Below are 20,978 nucleotides of genomic sequence, written 5' to 3'. Positions count from 1 at the left end.
TGGCATGAACCATACACCACAAGCACGCCCCAGCAGTTGGTTTGGGGCTTGGTCGTTGTTTAAACGGGAGTGCCACCGCTTTATGCGGGTATTTGGGCAGACCGTCGGGGCTCCTTTGGTCTCGGCCATGCTCTATTTTGCCGTTTTTGGAGGGGCTTTGGGGCACCGTATTGGCCCCACCGAAGGGATCAGTTATCTACAGTTTTTAATCCCAGGTTTGGCCGCCATGGGCATTGTGCAACACGCCTTTCAAAATGCCAGCTCATCCTTAATCCAAATGCGCTATATCGGCATGTTGCCCATGGATTTGGTGGCGCTGCCGCTGCACCCTTTGCAGGTGGTGCTGGCGATGGTGGGGGGGGCGATGGTGCGGGGATTGTTGGTGGGTTGCGTGGTGTTGTTGGCGGCGCGGATTTTTCTACCCTTTCACATTGAACATGTGGCTCTGCTTGTGCTGGTTTCGGCGTTATTGGCAGGGATTTTTGGTTTGGTTGGGGTACTCACGGGATTGTGGGGGAAAACCTTTGACGATATCTCGTTGGTGAGCAATTTTGTGTTGACCCCTTTAACCTATCTTGGCGGGGTGTTTTTCTCAGCGGCGATGCTGCCCCAGGGTTGGCAACCGCTGGCGACGTGGAATCCCATCTATCATTTAGTGGGGCTCTATCGGTATGCCATTTTAGGGTTGCAAACCACCGATCTTACCTTGGCCATGGGGTTTGCCGTGGGCTTTATGTTGGTGCTGTTTGGCGTAACGGTGTGGATTGTGCGGCGCGGATGGCGCCTGAAGGAGTAAAAAACCATGTCGGACAAGGATTATGTGGCCGAACATAGTGGGCCAGAGTGGAAAAAGATGATTTTTCTGCTGGGCATTCCGCTCATTTTTTTGGCTCTCAACTTTATGCGTATCGAGATGCCAAACCCGGCAGATATGGCCGCGCATTTTCAAAAAAACCAGCCTGCTTTTGAAGCATTAGTCAAACAGTTGGGGGGCGATCCCCCCTTTGCATTTTTAGATGTGGAAAAGTTTGAGAGCACCCGTGACCGCCATGGCGAGCGGGTAGCCGTGGCGGCTGGTCGCTACAGCCGTGAGGTGTGGCGGCACTGGCAGCAGATGTTGCAACAGGCTGGGCTAAAGGCGCTCAAAATTCGGTGGTTGGAGGGTGACCGTCGGCATATCCTGCTCTATAGCGCCTCGTTCCGTAAGCTTAAAGATGTTGGTAGTTTTGGCTATCTCTATTTAGAAGATGATCTGGCCCATGCTAAAGAGCTCTTTGCGCGGGAAAAAATTCGGCTTTTCCCTCTCCAGGGGCGTTGGTATCTGTTTCAATGGGATCCTAAAGGGGGCGTAGATGTTCCCTCTCGCTAAAGGGCTACAGCGTTGGTTTGGTGGGCCATCGACGCGGGTGGAGGATCAGTCGCCACAGCCCTGTGCTGAACCCACCTTGTGGCAGGCGTTAAGCGAGCAGCAGCAGTTGGCGCTGCAACAGGCTTATGGGTTTTACCTGGATAAAAACCCACAGTTGTGTGGCTGTGACCGCCGGGCGAAGGCCCGTTCTTTCACTGTTTTTTTGCAGCGTTATCGGGTGATCTATCCAGAGGACGAGAGGTACTAAAAATCTGGCTGAGTTCGGCCACGTTGAGTAAAAACGAGATGGAGCCATCGGGCATGACCGCAGAGCCCGACAGCATCTGTACCGATTTAAAGACATGGGGCATAGGCTTAACCACCAGCGATACCGGTTCGTCAATACTGGTCACGCGCAGGGCAAAACGGCGCTCTTCTGCTTGCACGACCACCAGATGCAGGGCCTGTTGTTGCTGGAGGTAGTGTAGGGCATGTTCCGCTTTTTGTGGCACGCACTCTTCTAAAATACACTCAAGATCCAACAGGGGTAAAAGTTGATCTCGCACCCTGACCATGGGGGTTTGTAGCTTGTTTTCTAGGTGGGTAGCCACTTGCGCATCGTAGTAGGAGAGCAGCTCAACCACGCTATTTTGGGGAATGGCATAGCGGCTTACCCCCACGTGGGCAATGAGTGCCGGGACAATGGCCATGGTCTGGGGAATGCGAATCAGAAAACGGGTGCCTTGGCCCGGTGTGTTGTAAATACGTAGGGTTCCACCAATTTTTTGCACGGCTGCGCTAACGGCGTCCATACCCGTGCCACGGCCAGAGATGGTGCCGACCTCACCACGGGTAGAGAAGCCCGGTCGTAAAATAAGGGCGCAGAGGGCTTGTTCGCCCATGGTGGCGGCCTCATCGGGGGTGATCATCCCTTGTTCAAGGGCTCTTTTGCGCAGATTGTTTAGCTCTAAGCCGCGCCCATCGTCGGCAATGCTGAGCAGGATCCAGCCATGTCGGCGCGAGGCTTCGAGTTGAATTTTCCCCACCACCGACTTGCCCGCTTGTTTGCGCTGTTCGGGTGTCTCTAAGCCGTGGTCCACGGCATTACGCAGCAGATGCACCATAAAATCTTTGACCGAAAGCAGGATGCTGCGGTCGACTTCGGTTTCCTCTCCAGTAAGGTTGAGCATGACCTTTTTGCCGGTGGCGATGGCCAGATCCCGTATGAGACGGTGGTAGGTCTCCCAAACATGGCCGATGGGCTGTAGCCGGTACTGTAAAATTTCATCCTGAAGGGTATGGATATGTTGTTCGAGCGCTTCTAAGTGTTGGGTGGTGTGGTCCGATCCGTGTAACACGCCAAAACGCAATTGGTTATAGCTTGCAGCCAGTTCACCAACCATATCCATCAGGCTATCCAGCTTATCAATGGAGAGACGAATGGTCTGCAAGCCTGCCTTCTCCCCCAAGGCTTCGGCGGTTGCCGTTTCGGTGGTTGGGGCGGTGCTCTCCAGATCCAGATGAATCCCTTGCGTGGTGGTCTCTAAATAGGTTTCGTCGGTGGCTGTTTCGGCGCAGGCTGCGGCCTGTTGCAACTGTTGGATCAGGTGGGTAAACACCATGCCATCGTCGGATCGTTCTTGGGCAACGCGGTCTAGGGCATTACGCAGGCTATCCAATACTTCCAAGAGCAGGGTGCCGATGGCTTCATCGACGATAAGCTTGTGGTTGCGCACCAAATCCAGTAGGTTTTCGGCTTGATGGCCGAGGCTTTCTAGTCGTTCAAAGCCCACCATGCGACAGTTGCCCTTAACCGTGTGCATATAACGGAAAATTTCGTTGAGCAACGCTTGGTTTTTAGGTGTCTCTTCCAGTTGCAGGAGTTTGCGCTCAATATGGTCGAGAGCTTCTCGGTTTTCACTGAGAAACTCATCAAATACCTCTTGAGGTAACGCCAACTGACTCATAGATAGAGATCCGTAAGGATAAGTTAAATGGGTGGGTTAAGCGCTAAACCGCTTGCTACCGATGTTGGTCCATGACACCATAGGCCTACATAGGGTGGTAGGGAAACTTTTTTGGCCCTAATCGCGTACCTTTTTATGTTGTTGGTTTAGCAACTTCGGCCACGCAACGACATTATAACATAGTGTAGGAGTGGATGGGATGGCACAAAAACGTGTGCTCATCGTTGATGATAGCAGCTTGGCGCGCATGATGATGCGCAACAACCTGACCAAAAATCATCCAGAGTGGGAGATCTTGGAGGCGAAAGAGGGGGCTGAAGCATTGAACCTAGTTCGCGCAACTGAGATAGATTTGGCTCTGATTGATTATAATATGCCGGGTCTAAATGGGATTGATTTGGCAACGCAGTTAATGGAACAGCAGCCGAGTGTGTCGATCCATTTGGTGACGGCCAATATCCAGGATCGCATGCGTCAACGGGCTGAAGCCTTGGGTGTGGGTTTTATCATGAAACCCATTACAGAGGATAAGCTTGCTGGTGTGGTTCATGAATTGGAAGGGTGATCTGGCCAACAAACCGGGCGCATTGAGGGTGGCATGTAGAGCGTGGTACCCAGTAAGCCGATGTGACTGGCGCCCCCTCCCGCTATTGTGCGCCCATGCATGGGGTGAGGGTAACCATCAGCGTTGTGGAGTGGGTGTCTGGTGATTCAGCTTAGCAGCTTCGAAAAAGATGCGCTTAAAGAGTTGTTCAATATAGGTATTGGACGTGCTGCCGAAGCCTTGGCCGAGATGGTTAACGACGAAGTGCTGCTGTCGGTGCCTGAGCTTGAAGTTTTACCCAGTCAAGAAGCGGTCGCGCTGCTAAGCCGACATGTGGTGGGGCAAGTGGCGGCGATACGCCAGCAGTTCAAAGGGCCGTTTTGCGGTTCGGCGCTGTTGATTTATCCAGAGACAAAAAGTTTAGAACTGGTGCGTACCTTATTAGGTGGGGCTATTTCACTAGAGAGTTTAACCGAGTTGGAGCAGGAGAGCCTGCTTGAAGTGGGCAATGTCATCCTCAATGCCTGCTTGGGTAGCTTTGCCAACATTATGCATTTGGAGTTGGATTTTTATCTGCCTGAATATATGAAACTCCAAAGTGAAGCGCTGCTTAACCTTACCCCGCAGAATGGACCCAGTTATGCGTTGGAGGAGGATCGGGTTATTTTCCTCATCGTTGATTTTGTGACCGGAGCCCATAACCCATTGAAAAACAGTATTAAAGGGTATGTTGTTTTGCTGTTGGATGCCGAGGCCGTAGAAAAATTAAAACAGATGATTGGTCAAATGTTACCGTCAATTTGAACACCATGAATGCGTTTGGGTGAAATGGGGGTAAGGGGGGTAAGATGCAAGAACTGGATCCCCAATTAATGTTAGCCGGAATCAACGACGGCGCTTTGGGTAGCATTTTTCTGGATGACCAAGAACAGATTGTGTTCTGGAATCGCTGGATGGAGCGTGCTTCTGGTCTAAAACGAGCAGAGGTTCTGGGGCGTCCATTGCGAGAGGTTTTTCCAGAGCTGGTGGGTGGTCGCCTTTTGCGTGCTGTCGCTACCGCGTTGGAGACGGGCCTGCCGGCCTTGTTGTCACACAAGCTTAATCTTTGGCCCTTACCGCTCTATCCTTCTTATGCGGTGCGTCCACATGGACCGCGCCTCTGTCAGCAAATTATGATCAATGCGCTGCGACCCCATGGGGAAAAACGTTTCGTACTGATCCAAATCCAAGATATCAGCCACACGGTGCAGCGCGAGCAGCTGCTGCAAGAACAGACCCGCGTGCTGATGCAGCGGGAAGAGGAGCTTACCGCCAGTCGCTTGAAGGCCGATCAAGCGAACCAGGCCAAGAGCGAGTTTTTGGCGAATATGAGCCATGAGATCCGCACCCCGATGAATGCCATTATCGGTATGGCAGATCTGCTGCTGGAAACCGAGTTGAATAAGGATCAACGGCGTTATGTGCAAATTTTCGCCCGGGCGGGGGCGTCGCTGTTAGAGCTTATTAATGATGTGTTAGATCTCTCAAAGGTGGAGGCCGATAGGCTGGAGTTGGAACATCGACCTTTTGATCTGTGGGCATTGGTCGAGGGTGCGGTAGAAATTTTTACCCTGCGTACCCAAGAAAAAGGGGTCAAACTGGATTTTGAGCTCTCGGCACGCGCACCACGCTATGTGATTAGCGACCAGAAACGGCTTCGGCAGATCTTGGTCAATTTGCTGGGTAATGCGGTAAAATTCACCCAATCGGGTCAAATTCAACTCTGGGTGGATGTGAGAGATTGTGAAGATGCAGGCGGTTGGCTCTATTTTCGCGTGCAAGATAGTGGCATTGGTATGAGCAAAGCGCAGCAAAAGTCGATTTTTGAGCCCTTTGTGCAAGCGGATGCCTCTGTTACCCGTCAGCATGGGGGGACAGGCTTAGGTTTGGCGATTTGTAAAAAGTTGGTGGAGCTATTATCCGGGGATATCTGGTTGGAGAGCGAACTCGGCCAGGGCAGTCGTTTTCATTTTACCGCACGTTTTACCCATACCGCTCTGGTGGCTGAAAGTGAGCGAGCGTTCACGTCAGCCAAACTGCACGGGCGCCATGTTTTGCTGTTGGGCAGTCAACCGCAAAACCGAGTTTTGCTGGAATCTGTGTTACGCCGTGCCGGCTGCCAGATTACCACGGTCACGCATCAGGCGCAGTTGGCGGGCCATTTGTTGGAGCCGCCAGCGGGATTGCGCCCTTTTCACGCGGTGCTGGTGGACTGTTACAATAGCATGGCGCGTGTTCACCAGCAGATTGCCTCGGTCCGGGCCAATGGCAGCGTTATGCCCATGGTGCTGTTGGTGGGTGAAGCGCGGCAAGAGGATATCCAAATAGCGGCAGATTTAGGGGTATTGCTGCTGGAAAGGCCCGTTTCGCACGGTCGCCTGCTTGAGGCGCTGGGGGCGACGATGGAGCAGGGTGAAGCAGCGCTATTATCTTCTTCTCTGTCACCGACAGCCGCCATTGAGATGCTTAAACAGGTGCCGCTTAAAATTCTGCTCACGGAAGATTCGGTGGACAACGCCGTACTGTTTAAAGCCTATTTAAAACAGTATCCCTTAGAAATTACCCATGCCGCCAATGGGGCTGAAGCACTCACGCTTTTTGAGCAGCATCACTATGATCTGGTCTTTATGGATTTACAAATGCCGGTTATGGATGGCTACAGTGCAACCCGTGCCATGCGTTTTTTTGAAAAGCAGCAGCGGCGACCGCCCACCCCTATCTTGGCCTTAACCGCCTATGCATTAAGTGGTGATGCAGATAAAAGTCGGGATGTTGGGTGTGATGCCCATTTGGTTAAACCTATTAAAAAATTGGAATTATTGTCTTCAATTGCCCAATATGGTCTAAAAATTTCGCTGGAAAGCTAGGCTATGTTTAAGGGGATGGCTTGGGCAGTGTTGGCTTGGTTTGTCATCACGCAAGCGCATGCGCAGGTGACGCTGTTGGGTAGTTTTGCTGTGGCTACCGGTTCGACCTTGTGCCGCTCTTTGGCGTCTCCCCAAGCAGAGTTGGCCTTGGGGGGGTTAAGTGGTTTGGATTATGACCCTAATAGCGGCCTCTATTGGGCTTTGAGTGATGATAAAAAGAATCCAAGAATTTATCAGTTAGAGATCTCCCTGAATGAACAGGGTATTCATGGGGTGCATTGTGTGGGGGTGGTTGCCATACAGGGTAGCGATGGCTTACCGCTGAGACCCAACCAAGCCGATGGTGAGGCACTGCGTCTGTTTGGTCAGCAGCTCTTATGGAGCAGCGAACAACGTGGTGGCGCTGCGGTACCGGTGGTGCGCAGCATGGGTTTGGATGGCCGAGTTGGACAAGAATTTAAGCTGCCTGCCCGATTTGGACGCGGGGCGGGGCGGGTGGTGGCGAACAAGAGTCTTGAGGGTATGGCGCGGATGCCCGATGGGCACACCGCGATTTTAGCCATGGAGCAGCCTTTACGGCAGGATGGGGGGGTACACCGTTTGCTGGTGTTGGACCTTCAGCAGGGTAGGGTGGTTGGCAGCTATGGTTATCCCCAATCGGTGGTAGCGGGGCATGCGCTGGAGGTGGTGGAGTTGCTGGCGCTGGATGCCACGCAACTGTTGGTCTTGGAGCGATTTCACCCGCACCGTTACTGGGGGGATGTGCTGGTGCGGCTGGTGCTCTACGATTTGAGTGGCGCCAAAAACCAGCTTGCTCAAGAGCATCTGTCTGCGGCCTCGCCGGGCATGGGGGTGAAACGCTGGGCGGTGGAGCTCAACGCATTGCAGACCCCTGCACACCGACCGGCCAGCCACAATCTAGCCAGCCACAATCTAGATAATCAGGAGGCGATGAGTTGGGGGCCTCGGCTGGCGGATGGGCGGCGCACGTTGGTGTTGGTATCCGATAATAATTTTAACCCGCAGCAACGCACGCTGTTTTTATTGCTGGCGTTTGAGTAAGAGGGCTCTTTTGCGGCCCAATGTTCCCCGCGTGCCCTTGTGGTGTTTATCCTTTTAGGGCACAAAGCGGGGCATGTTTTGGCCGTCAACCAAGGGTAATCCCTGCTCTGCCCAGCCATTAATGCCCCCTACCAATTCACAGGCTTGCAGCCCTGCTTCCACAAAGGCTTCGACGGCAATTTCGGTGCGGGGACCGGTGCGGCAAAGCAGAATATAGCGTTTGTCGGCATCGAGGTCAGCGGGGGTGCAGCGGCTGAAAAAATCATGCTTAAACGGCTCGGTATCTGCGCGGTTTTGCAGATTATGGGCAAAGGGATATTGTAGAGAGTGGGCAACCATGCCCTCGCGGAACTCTACTTCAGTGCGTATATCCAAAATTATGACATCCTCTGGTTTATGCGCAATGACCTGCTCAAGCTGTTCCGCAGAGATCATTTCCGAATCAACCGCCCGCTGCATAATATTTTCAATAACGTCATCGACCATGGTTCACCTATGATAAAGGGGGTGTGGGCACGCTAGGGTGGCACAGAGATGAGAAAAAAAGGCAGGCCATATATACCCTATTTAGGCGGCTAGGCCAAGTGACCATCGGGTAAAGCGAGGCCTCGCTTGGGGGTAAGCGGTCAGAGGGCCGCAGGGTTGCGGCTAGGCGGGGGGAGTGTGTCGTCATCTAAGGCAAAAGCGTATTAAATTTTGGCGTAATCACCTTAAAGCACAGCGTTGTCAGGAATAAGTGTGCAAGCGTACGCTGATCGGCATGGATTAACGGCGTCTACGTTCTACGCGTGGTGGAAACGGCTGGCTGAGCTCGGTGAACCCTTGCAACCAGAGCAGGTCAGCGGAGAGCCTCATTTTCAAAGCCTCAAGATTGCGCCCCCCAGAAAAAACCCGCTTGAGTTTCGGAGATGGCTTGACCAGCGGACTCTGCAAATGAGCGTTTTAAGATGAATTCAGGCCAGTTTGGCCCACAAGGGGCATGTTTCCGGCCAAAAAAAGAGAAGTTCCGGGGAGATCTATGGACCCGCCCCCTAATTATAAGAAGAATTTTTTTATCTGGCACAAACATGGTGCGAATGCAGAGATCTATTCGGCCTTTAGGAGGGATGGCTGTTTGATCTCTGGCCCTGATGGAAACCGCGCGTTTTCTCCTGGTCAGTTATACGGCCTCGAAGGCCCCTCTCCTCGGAATTCCCCAGAATTCGCTTTTAAATAATGTATAATAATTAATGATAATCAGCATGATGCGTTTTGGGTTAAGGTGATGGTTACAAGGGTACCCTCCTGCTCAGACGTTATCATCGCCACCTCCCCACCATGGGCATGCACAATGAGTTGGGCGGCATAAGTACCCAACCCAGTCCCCCCAGGTTTGTTTGCGGTTGCCAATTTATCGAAAAAACGTGCCCGCACCGATTCAGCCACCACCGCAGGATTGTGAATCGTAACCTGCGGGCTTGCTTCACCTGTGAGCGTAACCGTAACCCTATCCCCGTTAGCAGAGGCCTCAACGGCATTTTTAATCAAGTTATTGAACACGGAGAAAATCAACATCTCTTCCCCCATGGCGACCGTATTAGAATGGTAATGGATCTCAATACCAACACCCATTTGCTTGGCGAGTGGTGTTAATTCCTCTTTTACCCTTTGTAGCATGGGGTAGAGTTGAATTAATACCGGATTGAGTGTGTATAATCCCTTTTCTATCCGGTAAAGGATAAGTGAATGGTTGATTTCATTGATCATTCTATATCCAGTTTTCTGGATTTGTTGAATGAGTGTTCTCTGCTCTTGGGTGAGATTGTCCGATTCCAGCAGAATATCCGGTGCACCAATAATGAAATTGAGAGGGCTTTTTAAATTGTGGCGGGTAATGTGCTCAGCATCTTCACGGAGTCGAATATTCTCTTTAACCAACGCCTGTTCGTTATAAAGATAATTATTATGTTTTGATAAACTTTCTAAAGTTTCCCTAAGCTTGGAAAATATGTATGCACCAATGAGCGAGATAATCAGCCGCATGATGCTATTAAACACCAGTGCAGCATGGGTTTCCGTTTCATGGTCCAAGATCCAATCAATCTGTAGCCACGCTGTCACCGTAAGAACCGCAACCGCGATGCCAACAGTAAGGCCAAGAAACCATGAGGAGAGCAGGACCGGTATGCTTAGGAAAATGTGGAATTCATACGAAAGTCCAATTAAGTAATGTAATAATAAGATTGCTGCGCCTAGGGTAATTATGCAGAAAAGAGCCACTACTTTTTGAAAGGGGTTCGGTATCCAATAGAGCCAATGTGCCAGAGTCATAGATCTGTTCCTCTATCGAAATGCGATTTATAGGCGAAAGATACCGATTATTGCGGCGTCTGAATGGCACCATGCCTAGTCAACAGCGTTATCCACAAACAGCCCCGTTCGTTAAGTGAACAGAGCCAATAGGCTGTTGATTGGCTGGATGCACGCCTGAACATGGTGCCGCACAATGACATGGCCACCCTATTTTTCCCATCTAATACAACCTATTGCGGAGGTTTTGGTAAGGAAAAACGCAAGAGGATGTATCCGAAAATGCCGGAAAGGATAGAGCCAGTGAGAATGCCCAAACGAGCGCTTCCCATATCGGGAGCGCCCGACACGAGGGCGGAGCTACCATGTTCAAAAGCCAAGGAACTGATAAATAGACTCATGGTAAAACCAACCCCACACAGTAGCGCGACACCATAGAGTTGCTTCCAGGTGAAACCCTCTGGTAATTTGGCCAAACCACTCTTAATGCTCAGCCAAACAAAACCGAACACGCCGATTTGTTTGCCTAAGAACAGGCCCAGTGCAATGCCCAGGGGAACAGGGTCCAGCAGGATGGAGGGCGTAAGCCCTTGCAGAGAAACCCCCGCATTGGCAAAAGCAAACAGGGGCAGAATACCCAACCCTACCACGTGGTGAAGATCGTCTTCCAGTTGATGCAGGGGGGAAAGCTCCCCTGGTTCTTCCCCCTTAAGCGGAATGACAAAACCCAGCACAACCCCGGCCAATGTGGCGTGCACACCAGACTTCAGCACAGCAATCCACAGCACGATGCCCACTACCATGTAGCCAGAAATTCCCGTAACACCTAGGCGATTCATAAGGATAAGCGTACCGATCGCGCTGCCTGCAATCATTAGGGAAGCGGGGGAGAGCTCGCTGGTATAAAAAAAGGCGATGATTAGGATGGCAGCCAAATCATCGATAATGGCTAAGGTTAACAGGAACAGTTTCAGAGATGCAGGTACACGCTTACCCAATAAGGCCAGGATACCCAACGCGAAGGCGATGTCCGTGGCTGTTGGTATGGCCCAGCCATCCAACGCCGCAGGGTTGCCTTGATTGATTAATGTGTAGATTGCAGCTGGCAGAGCGATGCCGCCTACGGCACCGACCACCGGTAAGATGACGTTGGAGGGTTGTGACAGCTCTCCTTCAAGAAACTCACGTTTAAGTTCCAAACCGACCAAAAGAAAAAAAACCGCCATTAAACCATCATTGATCCAAAGCAGCAGGGGCTTGGCAATGGTTAAATCGGCAAACTGTACCGAGACTGGAATATCGAGAAAGGCGTTGTAGTGAGTGTTCCATGCACTGTTTTCTACAGCCATCGCTGCAACAGCCGCAAGAAAGATCAAAATTCCACTTGCCGCCGGATTGTGTAGCATTTTTCTAATTTTAGCATTCATGAACACGCTCCTCGATGTGGGTCTTCAGCAGACAACGTTGCTTTTTATCACGCATGGCGGAGTAAACATACATGGTCTCTATATGCCGTGGACGTTTAAGATAGGGTCACATGGCCGCAGCTACAGGGCACTAATAAGCCTGATGTTTGCTCAGAAGATGATCAAGCAATATGATAGAGATACTCTGGTACATGACGGCAAGGTTTTCAGGGGGAATATCCTGCAAGACTTTGCTTGGGATCTCGATAAGTTCCGCATCTTCGTCAATGGAGATGGTGACGGGGCGTGCGGCTCCTGGCTGAAGGAGTCCCTTAATCCCTGTGATATGGCCGGGTTGTGTGGCAAGGCTGCGGAACGGTTTGCGCAGGTCGTGGACCTCCATGGAGAGTTGCCCGGAGATAATGATCCAAAACCGATCAGCGATCTCTCCTACCCGGTAGAGTATTTCGCCCTTCTTTTTTTTGACAATGCCTATTTCAGGATGGTTGGCGATGGTTTCTAGATGGTCATTGCTTATACCATTGAAAATGTAGGACAGTTTAAGCAAATGTGTTAAATCTGTAGACATGGCTTACGCCTCCTTGCAGGGGGGGAGAAAAGTTGAGCAACACTTAAAAAGTAAAGCAGAGATGCTCAATCATTCGTTTAAACGTGCGGTATCACGGGCCAAGCCCTAGGCACAACCCCTGTAACAAGGCTAGCTAAGCTGGGTCAATAGGTGCCATGTTTTGAGCAGTGATGAGCTTTGCCTATGTTGTGCTCAGCGGCTAACAAGGTTGCTCAAACAGCGACGTTTGAGGTGCCTTCCTTGTCTATTCTAAGAAACAATCTGCTATCATGTAAATTCGTAAATTACGCATAATAAATCAGGATAAACCGAATGAATAGGCGTGCCGCAGGGCGATCTCCACTCCGAATAAGGGCGAAACTGCCACAAAAAAAATCCGGCGGCTCTCCCTGTAAACGGTGGATAAGGGAAGGCGATTTGATCAATTTTGGTCTTAAAAAAAGCCCCATAGAGCGCAAAACCAGATGGTTAGCGGATACAATGAGTCTAGCTAAAAATATTTAATGCCTTAGCGTTTGACAGTTGTACAAATTTGAGTATCATGTAAGGGCTTGTAGCATGCGCCACACTGTGTGTATGTGGTGCTTCCAGTCCTTTTGCGAGCATGGGGGAGTGATCATGCCTGTTGCTGTACCAAATAAAGCCATACCACTGAAAATTCCGGCTGAGTTAGAAGGGGCTAACGCTATGAAACCCTTCGCTTGCCCGGCTGCGCAGGGTAAGGGTGCGGCTGCTAAGGGTGCGGCTGCTAAGGGTGCGGCTGCTCAAACCCAAAATATGGCGGGTGGGACCAACCCCGTTTGCATACCGCAGAAAGCAATGACGGCGGGTGAGTGGGAAGCGCCTGAAGCGCCTAAGGCGGCCAAAACAGCCAAAGCGGCCAAAACAGCCAAAGCGGCCAAAACAGCCAAAGTGGCCAAAACAGCTAAAGCAGGCACCATGAAAGCAGCGCCTCTTGCGGCTAAGGGCATGCCTGTTGCGATGACCGCGACCAAGCCCGCAGTCTCTGGCTCTGCGGCGGCTGGCGGTGCGGCAGCCGTAACGGCTTCGGCGGCGGGTCCAAGCTTAGGTTTGGGGCTGGGCTTGGGCGCGTGGGGTCCTGTTCTTCTGCTAGGTGTTGCGGGTGCCGTGGGTTATGGGATCTACGCCTACATGAAAAATCGTGGCGAACAGGCCGATGAATTGGAAGAGGCCATTAGCTGACGGAGTTGAAGGTTATGTTGCCACGTCGAGATAAAGGGGTAGTCGCCAAGCGGCGTGCTGCCCGTAGTCGTGTTTTTGCCATGCTGAGCTATCTTGGTATTCTCTGCTTGGTTCCCCTGATTTTTAATCAGGATGATGAGTATGTGGATTTCCATGCACGGCAGGGCATCGTGCTGTGGACATGGGGGGTTTTATCTATTTTAGCCCTGCATGTTCCAGTGGTTGGGCCTTTTTTCTTTAGCTTTTCAGCGATGGTCATTGGTCTTTTATCCCTGGTTGGGCTGGTCTCCGTTTTGCTTTCCAGGGCATGGCGCATTCCGGGGGTTGGGTTGTTAGCAACCAAACTCTGATGCAACGGGACGTGGAATAATAAAAGCCCGGCTAGAACTAAGCCGGGCTTTTTTGTGAAGCGTGTTAAAAAATTAGACCCCATCAAGCTGGGGGATTATGCTTTTGCACGGCATCACCAACCAACTTGGTTAAATAGGCTAAACTCAGGGTTACACCAACTAGGCCGAGGGCTGGGCCCATCAAGTTGAGCCCCAAAATCGTTGGTTTGGCCGCGCTGGCCAAGACAGGCAACGAAAAGTGTGGAGCTTTGAAAATGGCAATTTGTTTGGAAGCTATGATCTTGACTTCGCCAGGTCCAGTGATGGTTAGGGTCTCTTCAGTCGCGAGTTTTGTAGTGATGATCGTGCCGGGCATATCTCCCCCCAGGTGGATAGATAACTTTAAAAGTTGCTCAACAGTCTTACCCCATTTCATAAAAAAATGAAAGAGTTTCTATCACCTAAAGTCGTGTTTTTTTTTACATTATTTGATGTTAACAGAATCGGAGCGTGTAAGGCGAGTTGGCAAGCTCACCTTTTTCATTAAACCTATATAGGGTAGGGGTGGGTCATCCGTCGGCTCGGCGCGTACCGGAAGAGAGGGCATGTATGTTGGGTGCGTTGGCTGACGGGATTTGGAATCCCTTTTTCAGCCTTATCTATTTAGAATTGGGAATACTGTTTCTCGTGGTGACCGGTGGTTTTGCGGTACGCTACCTGCTGCCCGTATTTTTTGCGATGCGCAAAAAAGGGCTGCTTCGCGAGGCTGATGGTGACCCGATTAACCACTCACATGGTTTTTTTGCGGCGCTGGCCACCAGTATCGGTGTTGGCAATATGGCGGGGGTTGCCACGGCCATTCATCTGGGTGGTCCGGGTGCGCTCTTTTGGATGTGGGTTTCTGCGGTGTTGGGGGTCTCCTTCAGGATGTGTTCGACCTACATGGCCCTGCGCTATCAGCCGCAAGATGCCAAACACCCCCTGTTTGGCACACCCCTTAGTTATCTGGATCGTTTTTTTCAGGGGCCGTGGCGCTGGATTCCGACGCTGTTTGCCGGTTTGGTCATTGTTCAGGGGATGGTTGCTGCCAATCTTATTCAGACCAACTCGGTTGCCCACGCTGTTGAGTCGGATTTGGGGTTGGCTCATGGGCTGGTGGCATTGACGTTGGCGGTGCTGGTGGCGATGGTCATTGTTGGTGGATTGAAGAATATTCTGACCGTCAGTAATATCCTGGCGCCGTGGATGGCGGGTGTGTATGTGGTGTTCGCCTTTGGTGTGCTGATAACGCATCCAGATCAGGCCATGAGCGCCTTAGAAATGGTCTTTGAGCATGCTTTTGTGCCCTATGCGATGGCTGGCGGTGTGGCGGGTTATACCATGTTGCAGGCGGTTCATTTTGGTATTTCGCGTGGCGTGTTTTCTCATGGTTCTGGAATGGGAATCGCACCATTTTTGCATGCGGCCAACCATGATCACCCAGTGCGAGGCGCGGTCATTGCCGGTATGATACCCATTGTGGATACGCTGCTGGTGTGTAGTGCCACGGGTTTGGTCATTTTAAGTGGGGGTCTGTGGTTGGAACACACCGGGGCCTACCTGACAGTGACCTCGTTTCAGTTGTATGCTGGGGCTTGGGGGCGACTGTTGGTGACGCTGTTTTTGGTGGTGTTTGCGTTTACCACGATCATTAACTGGTCCTATTTTTCTGAGCGCTGTTTTCTTTATCTTGGGGGCCGCAATACGTTGGCTTTTCGCTGGGTTTTTGTGGCCATATCGTTTTGTGGACCCTTTTTGCCTGTTTCTACGATCTGGTCTCTTGGGGACATCTTGATTGCATTGATGATAATCTTCCATCTGCTCCCGCTAACCTACCTTGTTATGCGTAAACAAGCACTACTACGGCAAGATCTGCGGGTTTTGGTAGGTAGCCTGTTGGGTAAAACCCAATCCTGAAAGGTGTGGTATGATTGACCTCTCCGTAGCGCGTATGCTGCACTTAGATTATGAGTTTCAACTCGAAAAAGCCATTCAGACCGGAAAAGTTTCGCGGGTCACGAGCTCAAAAATTCATGTTTCACACCATCAGTGCGAATTGGGTTTGTGGTTAGATCGTTTTGGTCTTGATCGTTACCAGCATTTTCCTGAAATGGCTTCTCTTTATGAGCATCATAAGCGTTTTCACAGTTTCGCGGATCAGGCCATACGCTCGATTAAAAAGGGCGACAGTGCCGATGCTGGCAAAGTTTATAGTGAGCTAAAAGAGGAGAGTCGTGAGTTGATTTATTTGATGACGCTCATGGAGTACCGGTTATTGCACGAGCAAAATTTGACCTCATTGCTAAAAAATCCAATGCGGATATTGAGGCGTGTTTTTGGTTAGGGCGCAATTCAACGTGGAAATTACGCGAATGTTAACGTAGAATCGATTTCCGGTACCTACAAGGTTGCCATCGTGTATTACCAATTATCAGAGTGATGTGGAGCGGGCCTGATGGCGATTACAAATCTGAATGCCACATTAGTGGAGGGCGAGCGGGTTACTTTGACTGGCCCAGGTAAAGTAAAATTTAAAGCGACCAAGCCCATAGCTAAAGCGCTGCAAACGATGAAGGCAGCGACACCGGCCAAAACCGCGACAGTAACCAAAGCAGCCACGGCGACCAAAATAGGGGTTGCGCAAGGGGCCGCGACACAGGCTGCGGCAACGACTACAAAGGCAGCGGCGGCCACTAGTGCCGTTCCAGTTGCAGCGGCTGGGAGCAGCTCTGTCTTGGGTGCGATGGGGCTAAATGTAGGATTGGGGCTCGGCTCTATGGGTACCTTGGCGGTGGGGGCCTTGATCATCGGCGGGGGGTATTATCTCTACCGACGTCAAAAGGCAAAACGCTTCTGGTCCTTTTAGAGCGGCTGGCGGAGCTCTGCTTGCCAAGCCAAGCGTGTGTGAATCTCCATAAGCCTTATGCGCGGCATGGCTTGTTGATGTTTTTAGAGCGCCTTGGCTTAGCGATCGGTCGTGGTTGTGACGAAGGAACGGTGCCCGCACCGTTCTTTTTGTATTGAAGTCAGGTTTTTTTAATCGCTGCGAAAGCTGGTTGGAAACTGTCTATGAGACCCACCCCCATTATTCTGGAGCGGCACCACAATACGCTCTACCTTATTGTCGCGCTCACCATGGTTTTTATGACGCTGGTGCTGGCCACTCAGCCACTCTATTTGCGGAATGTACTGCAAATTGGTCGGGAAAATGCGGGGTTTGTCAATGCCAATATCCAAGTCATAACAGAGGTTCTGGATTTGGTCTTGGTTGGTTATTTGGGCTATCTTTCGGACCGGTTTGGTCGCATTCCCATCATTTTTTGGGGGTTTGTCGCCGCAGGTGTCACCGCGCTTTTGGCCCCTATGAGTGGGTGGTTGGGCGTTATTTTAGGTATAGATGCCTTGGCCATCTACTACCTTGCCCGCATTCTCATGTCACTGGGCACGGCCGCTGTCTGGCCGCAGCTTTCGACCTTGACGGGCGATTATACCACCAAGGAGAGCAGGCCGGTTTTGTTGTCCAAAGTGGCTTTTATGATGGCTTTTGGTGCGACATTGGTTTATGCCGTGCTTATGCAATTGCCGAACTATGTGGGCGTTGAATGGGTGATGGTACTACCGGCTGTTGTTGCCTTGCTCAGTGCTTGGCTGGTGCGACACTTTTTGTTGGAGACATCCACCAAGCTGGAGTCCAGCACCTTTCCCCTGCGTCGGGTTGTCTATCTGGTGCGCAAACGCAGTGCGTTACAGTTAAGTTTTTTGGCCGCGTTCACGTCACGCAATGATATGGTCTTGATTGGTCTGTTTCTCATGACCTGGTTTATCTATTTTGGCGATCTGGTGCCGGGGGTAGATCATAATCAAGCAGCGGCTAGAGCCGGTTTTGTTATTGGTTTTATCGGCGTGACGATCTTATTGAGTATTCCCTTTTGGGGATGGTTTATCCGCTATTATGGCCGGGTAGAGGCGGTTGTTCTGGGATTGTTGCTCAGTGGCGTGGGGTTTCTTGGTTTTGGATTGATCATCAATCCTATGACCTGGTGGTCACTCTTACCTGCGCTGTTTGTGGGGTTGGGGCAGGCGGGCTGTCTGGTCGCGCCACAGATTTTGGCCCTGGATAATGCTGAACCAGAGATTCGTGGTTCTATCATGGGGGCCTTTAATACGGCGGGGTGTATTGGCATCATTGTTTTTTTGCAGATTGGCGGTTTTTTGTTTGACTATATCAGTCCAACGGCCCCCTTGCTGTTTACTGGTTTTGCCAATCTACTGATCATGTTTTACGGCTTGGCTGTCAAACGCTGGGGCGAACAGCCCTTTGAAGAAGAACCCATTGTTGATTATGAACCGTGATCCAGCCACATTTGCAAGGCTGGCAACCCATGCTGTGGTTTAGAAGCTGGTATAAGATTTTAACTCTGTGTTATGATGCAGCGTTACGGCGTGTGTTGTGCGGTTTTTGTTGGACTATTCCCCGTCTGATCATTGACTTGCTGTGTTTGCTGGTAACACGGGTGGGCAACGGCAACGCGGTTGTGTCGAGGCTCTCTTGCTGAATGTGCGGATGTTTTGAGTTTCGGAATGTCTTTATCTTTCCATTTTAAACTAGGATGTGAATGCGATGCCCAGCATCATTTTTGGCTTGATTGCCATTTCCCTGGGGTTGTGGGGGCTCTCCGCCTGGTGGTGGTCCGTGGTTGAGTTCTTACGCGGATTTGTGCCGATTGGTTTGGTATTCCTGGGCTTTATCGCCTTGGGATCCGGTGTAACGCGTCTGCGTGAGGTTGATGAGCAGATTGTGGACTCTAAGTCCGTAGGGGCTGAGTCCGTTCAAGAGTCTACCCGAGAGTAATACTGTATGACACCCGAGCAAGATCCCAGCTGCGGGAGACACTATCTGAAATACCTATACATGTTATGGGTTGGATCGTTCCTGCTTATGCTGGGCGGATATTGGTGGGCCGACTATCAGCAAAAGCAAGAACAGACTCTGGCAATGTCGAATAGGCCGGTGATTTCGGCGCAGGTAAACGCCCCTGCGCCTGATACTGCGGGTAATGCGACAACTGCTCAGATGGGGGTTTCTGCTGTACCGGTTGCACTGAATCAGCCTATGATGGGGGCTGGTAATACGGCTTTGTCTATCCCACAAAACGTGAGCGGGACTTTTCCCTTTGCCCATGTGGTTAAGTTGATGATGCCCAGTGTTGTCAACGTGAGTGCCACCATCATGACAACAACGGCCGATCCCAATGCGGATCCTAAACGGGGGCTACAGTTTGCCAATCCCTTCAGTGGCATTGCCACTGAAAGTATCGGTTCGGGTATCGTCGTTACTGAGGATGGCTATATACTCAGTAATTTTCATGTGGTTGAGAATGCCAAACAGGTTTTTGTAACCCTGTTTAATGATCAGGGAACCGTCAAACTTCCCGCAGATGTCATTGCTTTGGATTCGCGGCGGGATTTAGCGCTGTTGAAAGTTGAAGCGGATACACCGCTGCAACCGGCCCCTTTTGGCGATAGTAAAATCGTTGATATTGGGGATCCGGTTATTGCCATTGGTAGCCCGTTTGGGTTGGATCAAACGGTTAGCAAGGGCATTATTTCTGGAAAGCGCAAGGCGGTTAATATCGGTGGTACGGTGCATAAAAATCTTCTGCAAACCGATGCGGCCATCAATAGGGGTAACTCCGGTGGTCCTCTGGTGGCGGCGGATGGTAGTGTGGTCGGTGTGAATACAGCTATTTATACCACGACCAGCGCGTTTGCGGGGGTTGGTTTTGCCGTGCCGTCCAATACCGCGCGGGAGTTTTTAGAAGAGCAAATTCAGTTGCCCGTGCTTACTCCCCTTAATGCGACCATGCTACCTGTGGCCGCCCCCAATGCCCCCCCTATTGCGGCGGATGCTGTGTTGACTCATGGGGATAAAGGTCCGTGTGAGAATTGCCACCAGATTTTACCAGCCGCCAATGCACAGCCGGTCGCGGCACGTCCGCCACCGCCCATACCAGCCAACGCGGTGATGCCCCATGGGGATCGCGGTCCGTGTGAGAATTGCCACCAGATTTTACCAGCCGCCAATGGACAGCCGGTCGCGGCACGTCCGCCGCCGCCCATACCAGCCAACGCGGTGATGCCCCATGGGGATCGCGGTCCGTGTGAGAATTGCCACCAGATTTTGCCAGCCGCCAATGGGCAGCCCGTTGCCATGCAGCAGGGCATGGGTCAGGGCGGCGGTGGCCAGGGCGGCGGTGGCCAGGGCATGGGTCGACACCGTAACCGCGCGGATCGAATGTTCTCTTTCGACCCCAACGGCGCTTTTGCTTTGCCCGCAGCAGCTACGCTGCCTGTGGATAGCGGCATGGCGGTTCCCGCAGAGATTATGGCGATCGTTAATAGTAAAATGGGTGTGACTTTTCAGGTGCTGAACGTTGAATTAGCCGCCCAGGTTGGATCCCCCTATCCCAAAGGTCTGTTGGTGGATCAAGTCAGTGTAGGTTCGACTTCGGATCAGGCTGGTCTGCAAAAAGGGGATGTGGTGATCAAGGCCGATGGCAAATGGCTGGACTCTTTAGCAGCCTTAGCCGAGTTGGTGCAGGCAGGGAATGAGCAGATCCGTCTCTCTGTGGTGCGGGGTGGGCGTCGTGAAGAGTTGGTCATTGGTCTGGCGCAGTTGCAAGCGGGTCCCGGTGCGCAGATGCAGCCTGTGGCAATGAACCAGACCCAAGGTATGACGCAACCCAATTTGGGCTATAATCTTCAGCAACCCATGCAGCAGCCCATGCAGCAGCCGTCGATGCAGCAGCCCATGCAGCAGCCGTCGATGCAGCAGCCCATGCAGCAGTTTTCGATGCAGCAGCCCCAGGAACCTATGCAGGCGCAAAACTGGAATAATCCCGCACAAAATGGCGCGACACCTGCATGGCAAGGGAATAACAGAGCACCAAACATGAATGGTGCCCCACCTAAACCGGCCCCAACTGAGTTTGAGTGGATGGGCATGGAGATTATGCCCATCACACCAGCGCGGATAAGTCGGCAGCCCATGTTAAAAGGGAAAAGTGGTGGTGTGATTACGGATCTTGGGGCAGCCTCACCGGCTATGCGGGCTGGTGTGCAACGTGGTGACGTGGTGGTGGCGATTAATGGGCAGGCGGTTAGCGATGGTCGTACCATTGATCAAGCCATCAAAGCTGCCAAAGGAAAGCAGTGGGCTTTGCTAGAGATTGAACGCAATGGTACGCGGATGTTCGTTAAAGTACAGTGACGGGCACTCTGGTTGTGACCATGTCA

22 protein-coding genes are annotated in these 20,978 nt (G+C 51.6%); 16 read left to right on the top strand and 6 right to left on the bottom strand.

Annotated features, from left to right (window positions below; translation table 11 throughout):
• The first annotated feature begins 4 nt into the window (after window positions 1-4).
• From MMC1_RS11745 to MMC1_RS21685, 3 genes are read left to right on the top strand one after another with little or no spacing between them, the layout of a single operon-like run.
• The gene (locus MMC1_RS11745; protein WP_011713909.1) at window positions 5-796 is read left to right on the top strand and encodes an ABC transporter permease; all 792 of its coding nucleotides are present in this window, start codon (window positions 5-7) and stop codon (window positions 794-796) included.
• Window positions 797-802: 6 nt separating this feature from the next.
• On the top strand, window positions 803-1,369 hold the full coding sequence (locus tag MMC1_RS11740; RefSeq protein ID WP_011713908.1) for a hypothetical protein: 567 nt from the start codon (window positions 803-805) through the stop codon (window positions 1,367-1,369).
• A complete protein-coding gene (locus MMC1_RS21685; RefSeq protein ID WP_143711418.1) occupies window positions 1,353-1,616 on the top strand; it encodes a hypothetical protein in 264 nt (87 codons plus the stop codon). The genes MMC1_RS11740 and MMC1_RS21685 overlap by 17 nt, the downstream gene beginning before the upstream one ends.
• Here MMC1_RS21685 and MMC1_RS11735 read toward each other — a convergent pair.
• Window positions 1,561-3,315, bottom strand: coding sequence for a chemotaxis protein CheA (locus tag MMC1_RS11735; RefSeq protein WP_011713907.1), 1,755 nt, complete (start codon window positions 3,313-3,315; stop codon window positions 1,561-1,563). The genes MMC1_RS21685 and MMC1_RS11735 overlap by 56 nt on opposite strands.
• A 199-nt stretch (window positions 3,316-3,514) precedes the next feature.
• Between MMC1_RS11735 and MMC1_RS11730 the strand changes: the two genes are divergently transcribed.
• From MMC1_RS11730 to MMC1_RS11715, 4 genes are all read left to right on the top strand, one after another.
• On the top strand, window positions 3,515-3,880 hold the full coding sequence (locus tag MMC1_RS11730) for a response regulator transcription factor (RefSeq protein WP_011713906.1): 366 nt from the start codon (window positions 3,515-3,517) through the stop codon (window positions 3,878-3,880).
• A 141-nt stretch (window positions 3,881-4,021) separates the two neighbouring features.
• Window positions 4,022-4,663, top strand: a complete 642-nt coding sequence (locus tag MMC1_RS11725) for a chemotaxis protein CheC (protein WP_041641198.1) — start codon at window positions 4,022-4,024, stop codon at window positions 4,661-4,663.
• A 44-nt stretch (window positions 4,664-4,707) separates the two neighbouring features.
• Window positions 4,708-6,765: an ATP-binding protein gene (locus tag MMC1_RS11720; protein ID WP_011713904.1), complete on the top strand. Its 2,058-nt coding sequence runs from the start codon at window positions 4,708-4,710 to the stop codon at window positions 6,763-6,765.
• Window positions 6,766-6,768: 3 nt separating this feature from the next.
• Window positions 6,769-7,827, top strand: a complete 1,059-nt coding sequence (locus MMC1_RS11715) for an esterase-like activity of phytase family protein (RefSeq protein WP_041641197.1) — start codon at window positions 6,769-6,771, stop codon at window positions 7,825-7,827.
• Between the two features lie 54 nt (window positions 7,828-7,881).
• Here the strand turns inward: MMC1_RS11715 and MMC1_RS20170 are convergent, their stop codons facing one another.
• Entirely contained in the window at window positions 7,882-8,313 is a 432-nt protein-coding gene (locus tag MMC1_RS20170) for a rhodanese-like domain-containing protein (RefSeq protein ID WP_011713902.1), read from the bottom strand.
• 252 nt (window positions 8,314-8,565) lie between these two features.
• Between MMC1_RS20170 and MMC1_RS22545 the strand changes: the two genes are divergently transcribed.
• Window positions 8,566-8,778, top strand: coding sequence for a hypothetical protein (locus MMC1_RS22545; RefSeq protein ID WP_407081011.1), 213 nt, complete (start codon window positions 8,566-8,568; stop codon window positions 8,776-8,778).
• Window positions 8,779-9,063: 285 nt separating this feature from the next.
• On the opposite strand, the gene MMC1_RS20165 is transcribed toward MMC1_RS22545, so the two are convergent.
• The 3 genes from MMC1_RS20165 to MMC1_RS21255 all read right to left on the bottom strand — a co-directional run bounded on the left by MMC1_RS20165 (window position 9,064) and on the right by MMC1_RS21255 (window position 12,111).
• The gene (locus tag MMC1_RS20165) at window positions 9,064-10,137 is read right to left on the bottom strand and encodes a sensor histidine kinase (RefSeq protein ID WP_011713900.1); all 1,074 of its coding nucleotides are present in this window, start codon (window positions 10,135-10,137) and stop codon (window positions 9,064-9,066) included.
• A gap of 212 nt (window positions 10,138-10,349) precedes the next feature.
• Window positions 10,350-11,543: a Na+/H+ antiporter NhaA gene (gene nhaA, locus MMC1_RS11700; RefSeq protein WP_011713899.1), complete on the bottom strand. Its 1,194-nt coding sequence runs from the start codon at window positions 11,541-11,543 to the stop codon at window positions 10,350-10,352.
• A gap of 130 nt (window positions 11,544-11,673) precedes the next feature.
• Entirely contained in the window at window positions 11,674-12,111 is a 438-nt protein-coding gene (locus MMC1_RS21255; RefSeq protein WP_011713898.1) for a cyclic nucleotide-binding domain-containing protein, read from the bottom strand.
• A 618-nt stretch (window positions 12,112-12,729) separates the two neighbouring features.
• On the opposite strand from MMC1_RS21255, the gene MMC1_RS11690 reads away from it, so the two are divergent.
• Both MMC1_RS11690 and MMC1_RS11685 read left to right on the top strand, forming a co-directional pair.
• The gene (locus MMC1_RS11690) at window positions 12,730-13,314 is read left to right on the top strand and encodes a hypothetical protein (protein WP_011713897.1); all 585 of its coding nucleotides are present in this window, start codon (window positions 12,730-12,732) and stop codon (window positions 13,312-13,314) included.
• Between the two features lie 14 nt (window positions 13,315-13,328).
• On the top strand, window positions 13,329-13,664 hold the full coding sequence (locus tag MMC1_RS11685; protein WP_011713896.1) for a hypothetical protein: 336 nt from the start codon (window positions 13,329-13,331) through the stop codon (window positions 13,662-13,664).
• 82 nt (window positions 13,665-13,746) lie between these two features.
• Here the strand turns inward: MMC1_RS11685 and MMC1_RS11680 are convergent, their stop codons facing one another.
• Window positions 13,747-14,019, bottom strand: a complete 273-nt coding sequence (locus MMC1_RS11680; RefSeq protein ID WP_143711417.1) for a hypothetical protein — start codon at window positions 14,017-14,019, stop codon at window positions 13,747-13,749.
• Window positions 14,020-14,252: 233 nt separating this feature from the next.
• On the opposite strand from MMC1_RS11680, the gene MMC1_RS11675 reads away from it, so the two are divergent.
• From MMC1_RS11675 to MMC1_RS20160, 6 genes are all read left to right on the top strand, one after another.
• Complete coding sequence (locus MMC1_RS11675) at window positions 14,253-15,599, top strand: alanine/glycine:cation symporter family protein (RefSeq protein WP_011713894.1); 1,347 nt, start codon at window positions 14,253-14,255, stop codon at window positions 15,597-15,599.
• A 10-nt stretch (window positions 15,600-15,609) separates the two neighbouring features.
• Window positions 15,610-16,026 carry a CZB domain-containing protein gene (locus tag MMC1_RS11670; RefSeq protein ID WP_011713893.1) on the top strand — a complete coding sequence of 139 codons (417 nt, stop codon included), beginning with the start codon at window positions 15,610-15,612 and terminating at the stop codon, window positions 16,024-16,026.
• 111 nt (window positions 16,027-16,137) lie between these two features.
• Window positions 16,138-16,548, top strand: coding sequence for a hypothetical protein (locus tag MMC1_RS11665; protein WP_011713892.1), 411 nt, complete (start codon window positions 16,138-16,140; stop codon window positions 16,546-16,548).
• 203 nt (window positions 16,549-16,751) lie between these two features.
• Window positions 16,752-18,035: a magnetosome biogenesis transporter MamH gene (gene mamH, locus MMC1_RS11660; RefSeq protein WP_011713891.1), complete on the top strand. Its 1,284-nt coding sequence runs from the start codon at window positions 16,752-16,754 to the stop codon at window positions 18,033-18,035.
• A 268-nt stretch (window positions 18,036-18,303) separates the two neighbouring features.
• Window positions 18,304-18,534 carry a magnetosome protein MamI gene (mamI, locus tag MMC1_RS11655; RefSeq protein ID WP_011713890.1) on the top strand — a complete coding sequence of 77 codons (231 nt, stop codon included), beginning with the start codon at window positions 18,304-18,306 and terminating at the stop codon, window positions 18,532-18,534.
• A gap of 87 nt (window positions 18,535-18,621) precedes the next feature.
• Window positions 18,622-20,952 carry a trypsin-like peptidase domain-containing protein gene (locus MMC1_RS20160; RefSeq protein WP_160162702.1) on the top strand — a complete coding sequence of 777 codons (2,331 nt, stop codon included), beginning with the start codon at window positions 18,622-18,624 and terminating at the stop codon, window positions 20,950-20,952.
• The last annotated feature ends 26 nt before the right edge of the window (window positions 20,953-20,978 follow it).

Origin of the sequence: Magnetococcus marinus MC-1, assembly GCF_000014865.1 — a bacterium.
Lineage (GTDB): Bacteria > Pseudomonadota > Magnetococcia > Magnetococcales > Magnetococcaceae > Magnetococcus > Magnetococcus marinus.
This window is presented reverse-complemented; position numbering and strand designations above follow the sequence as displayed.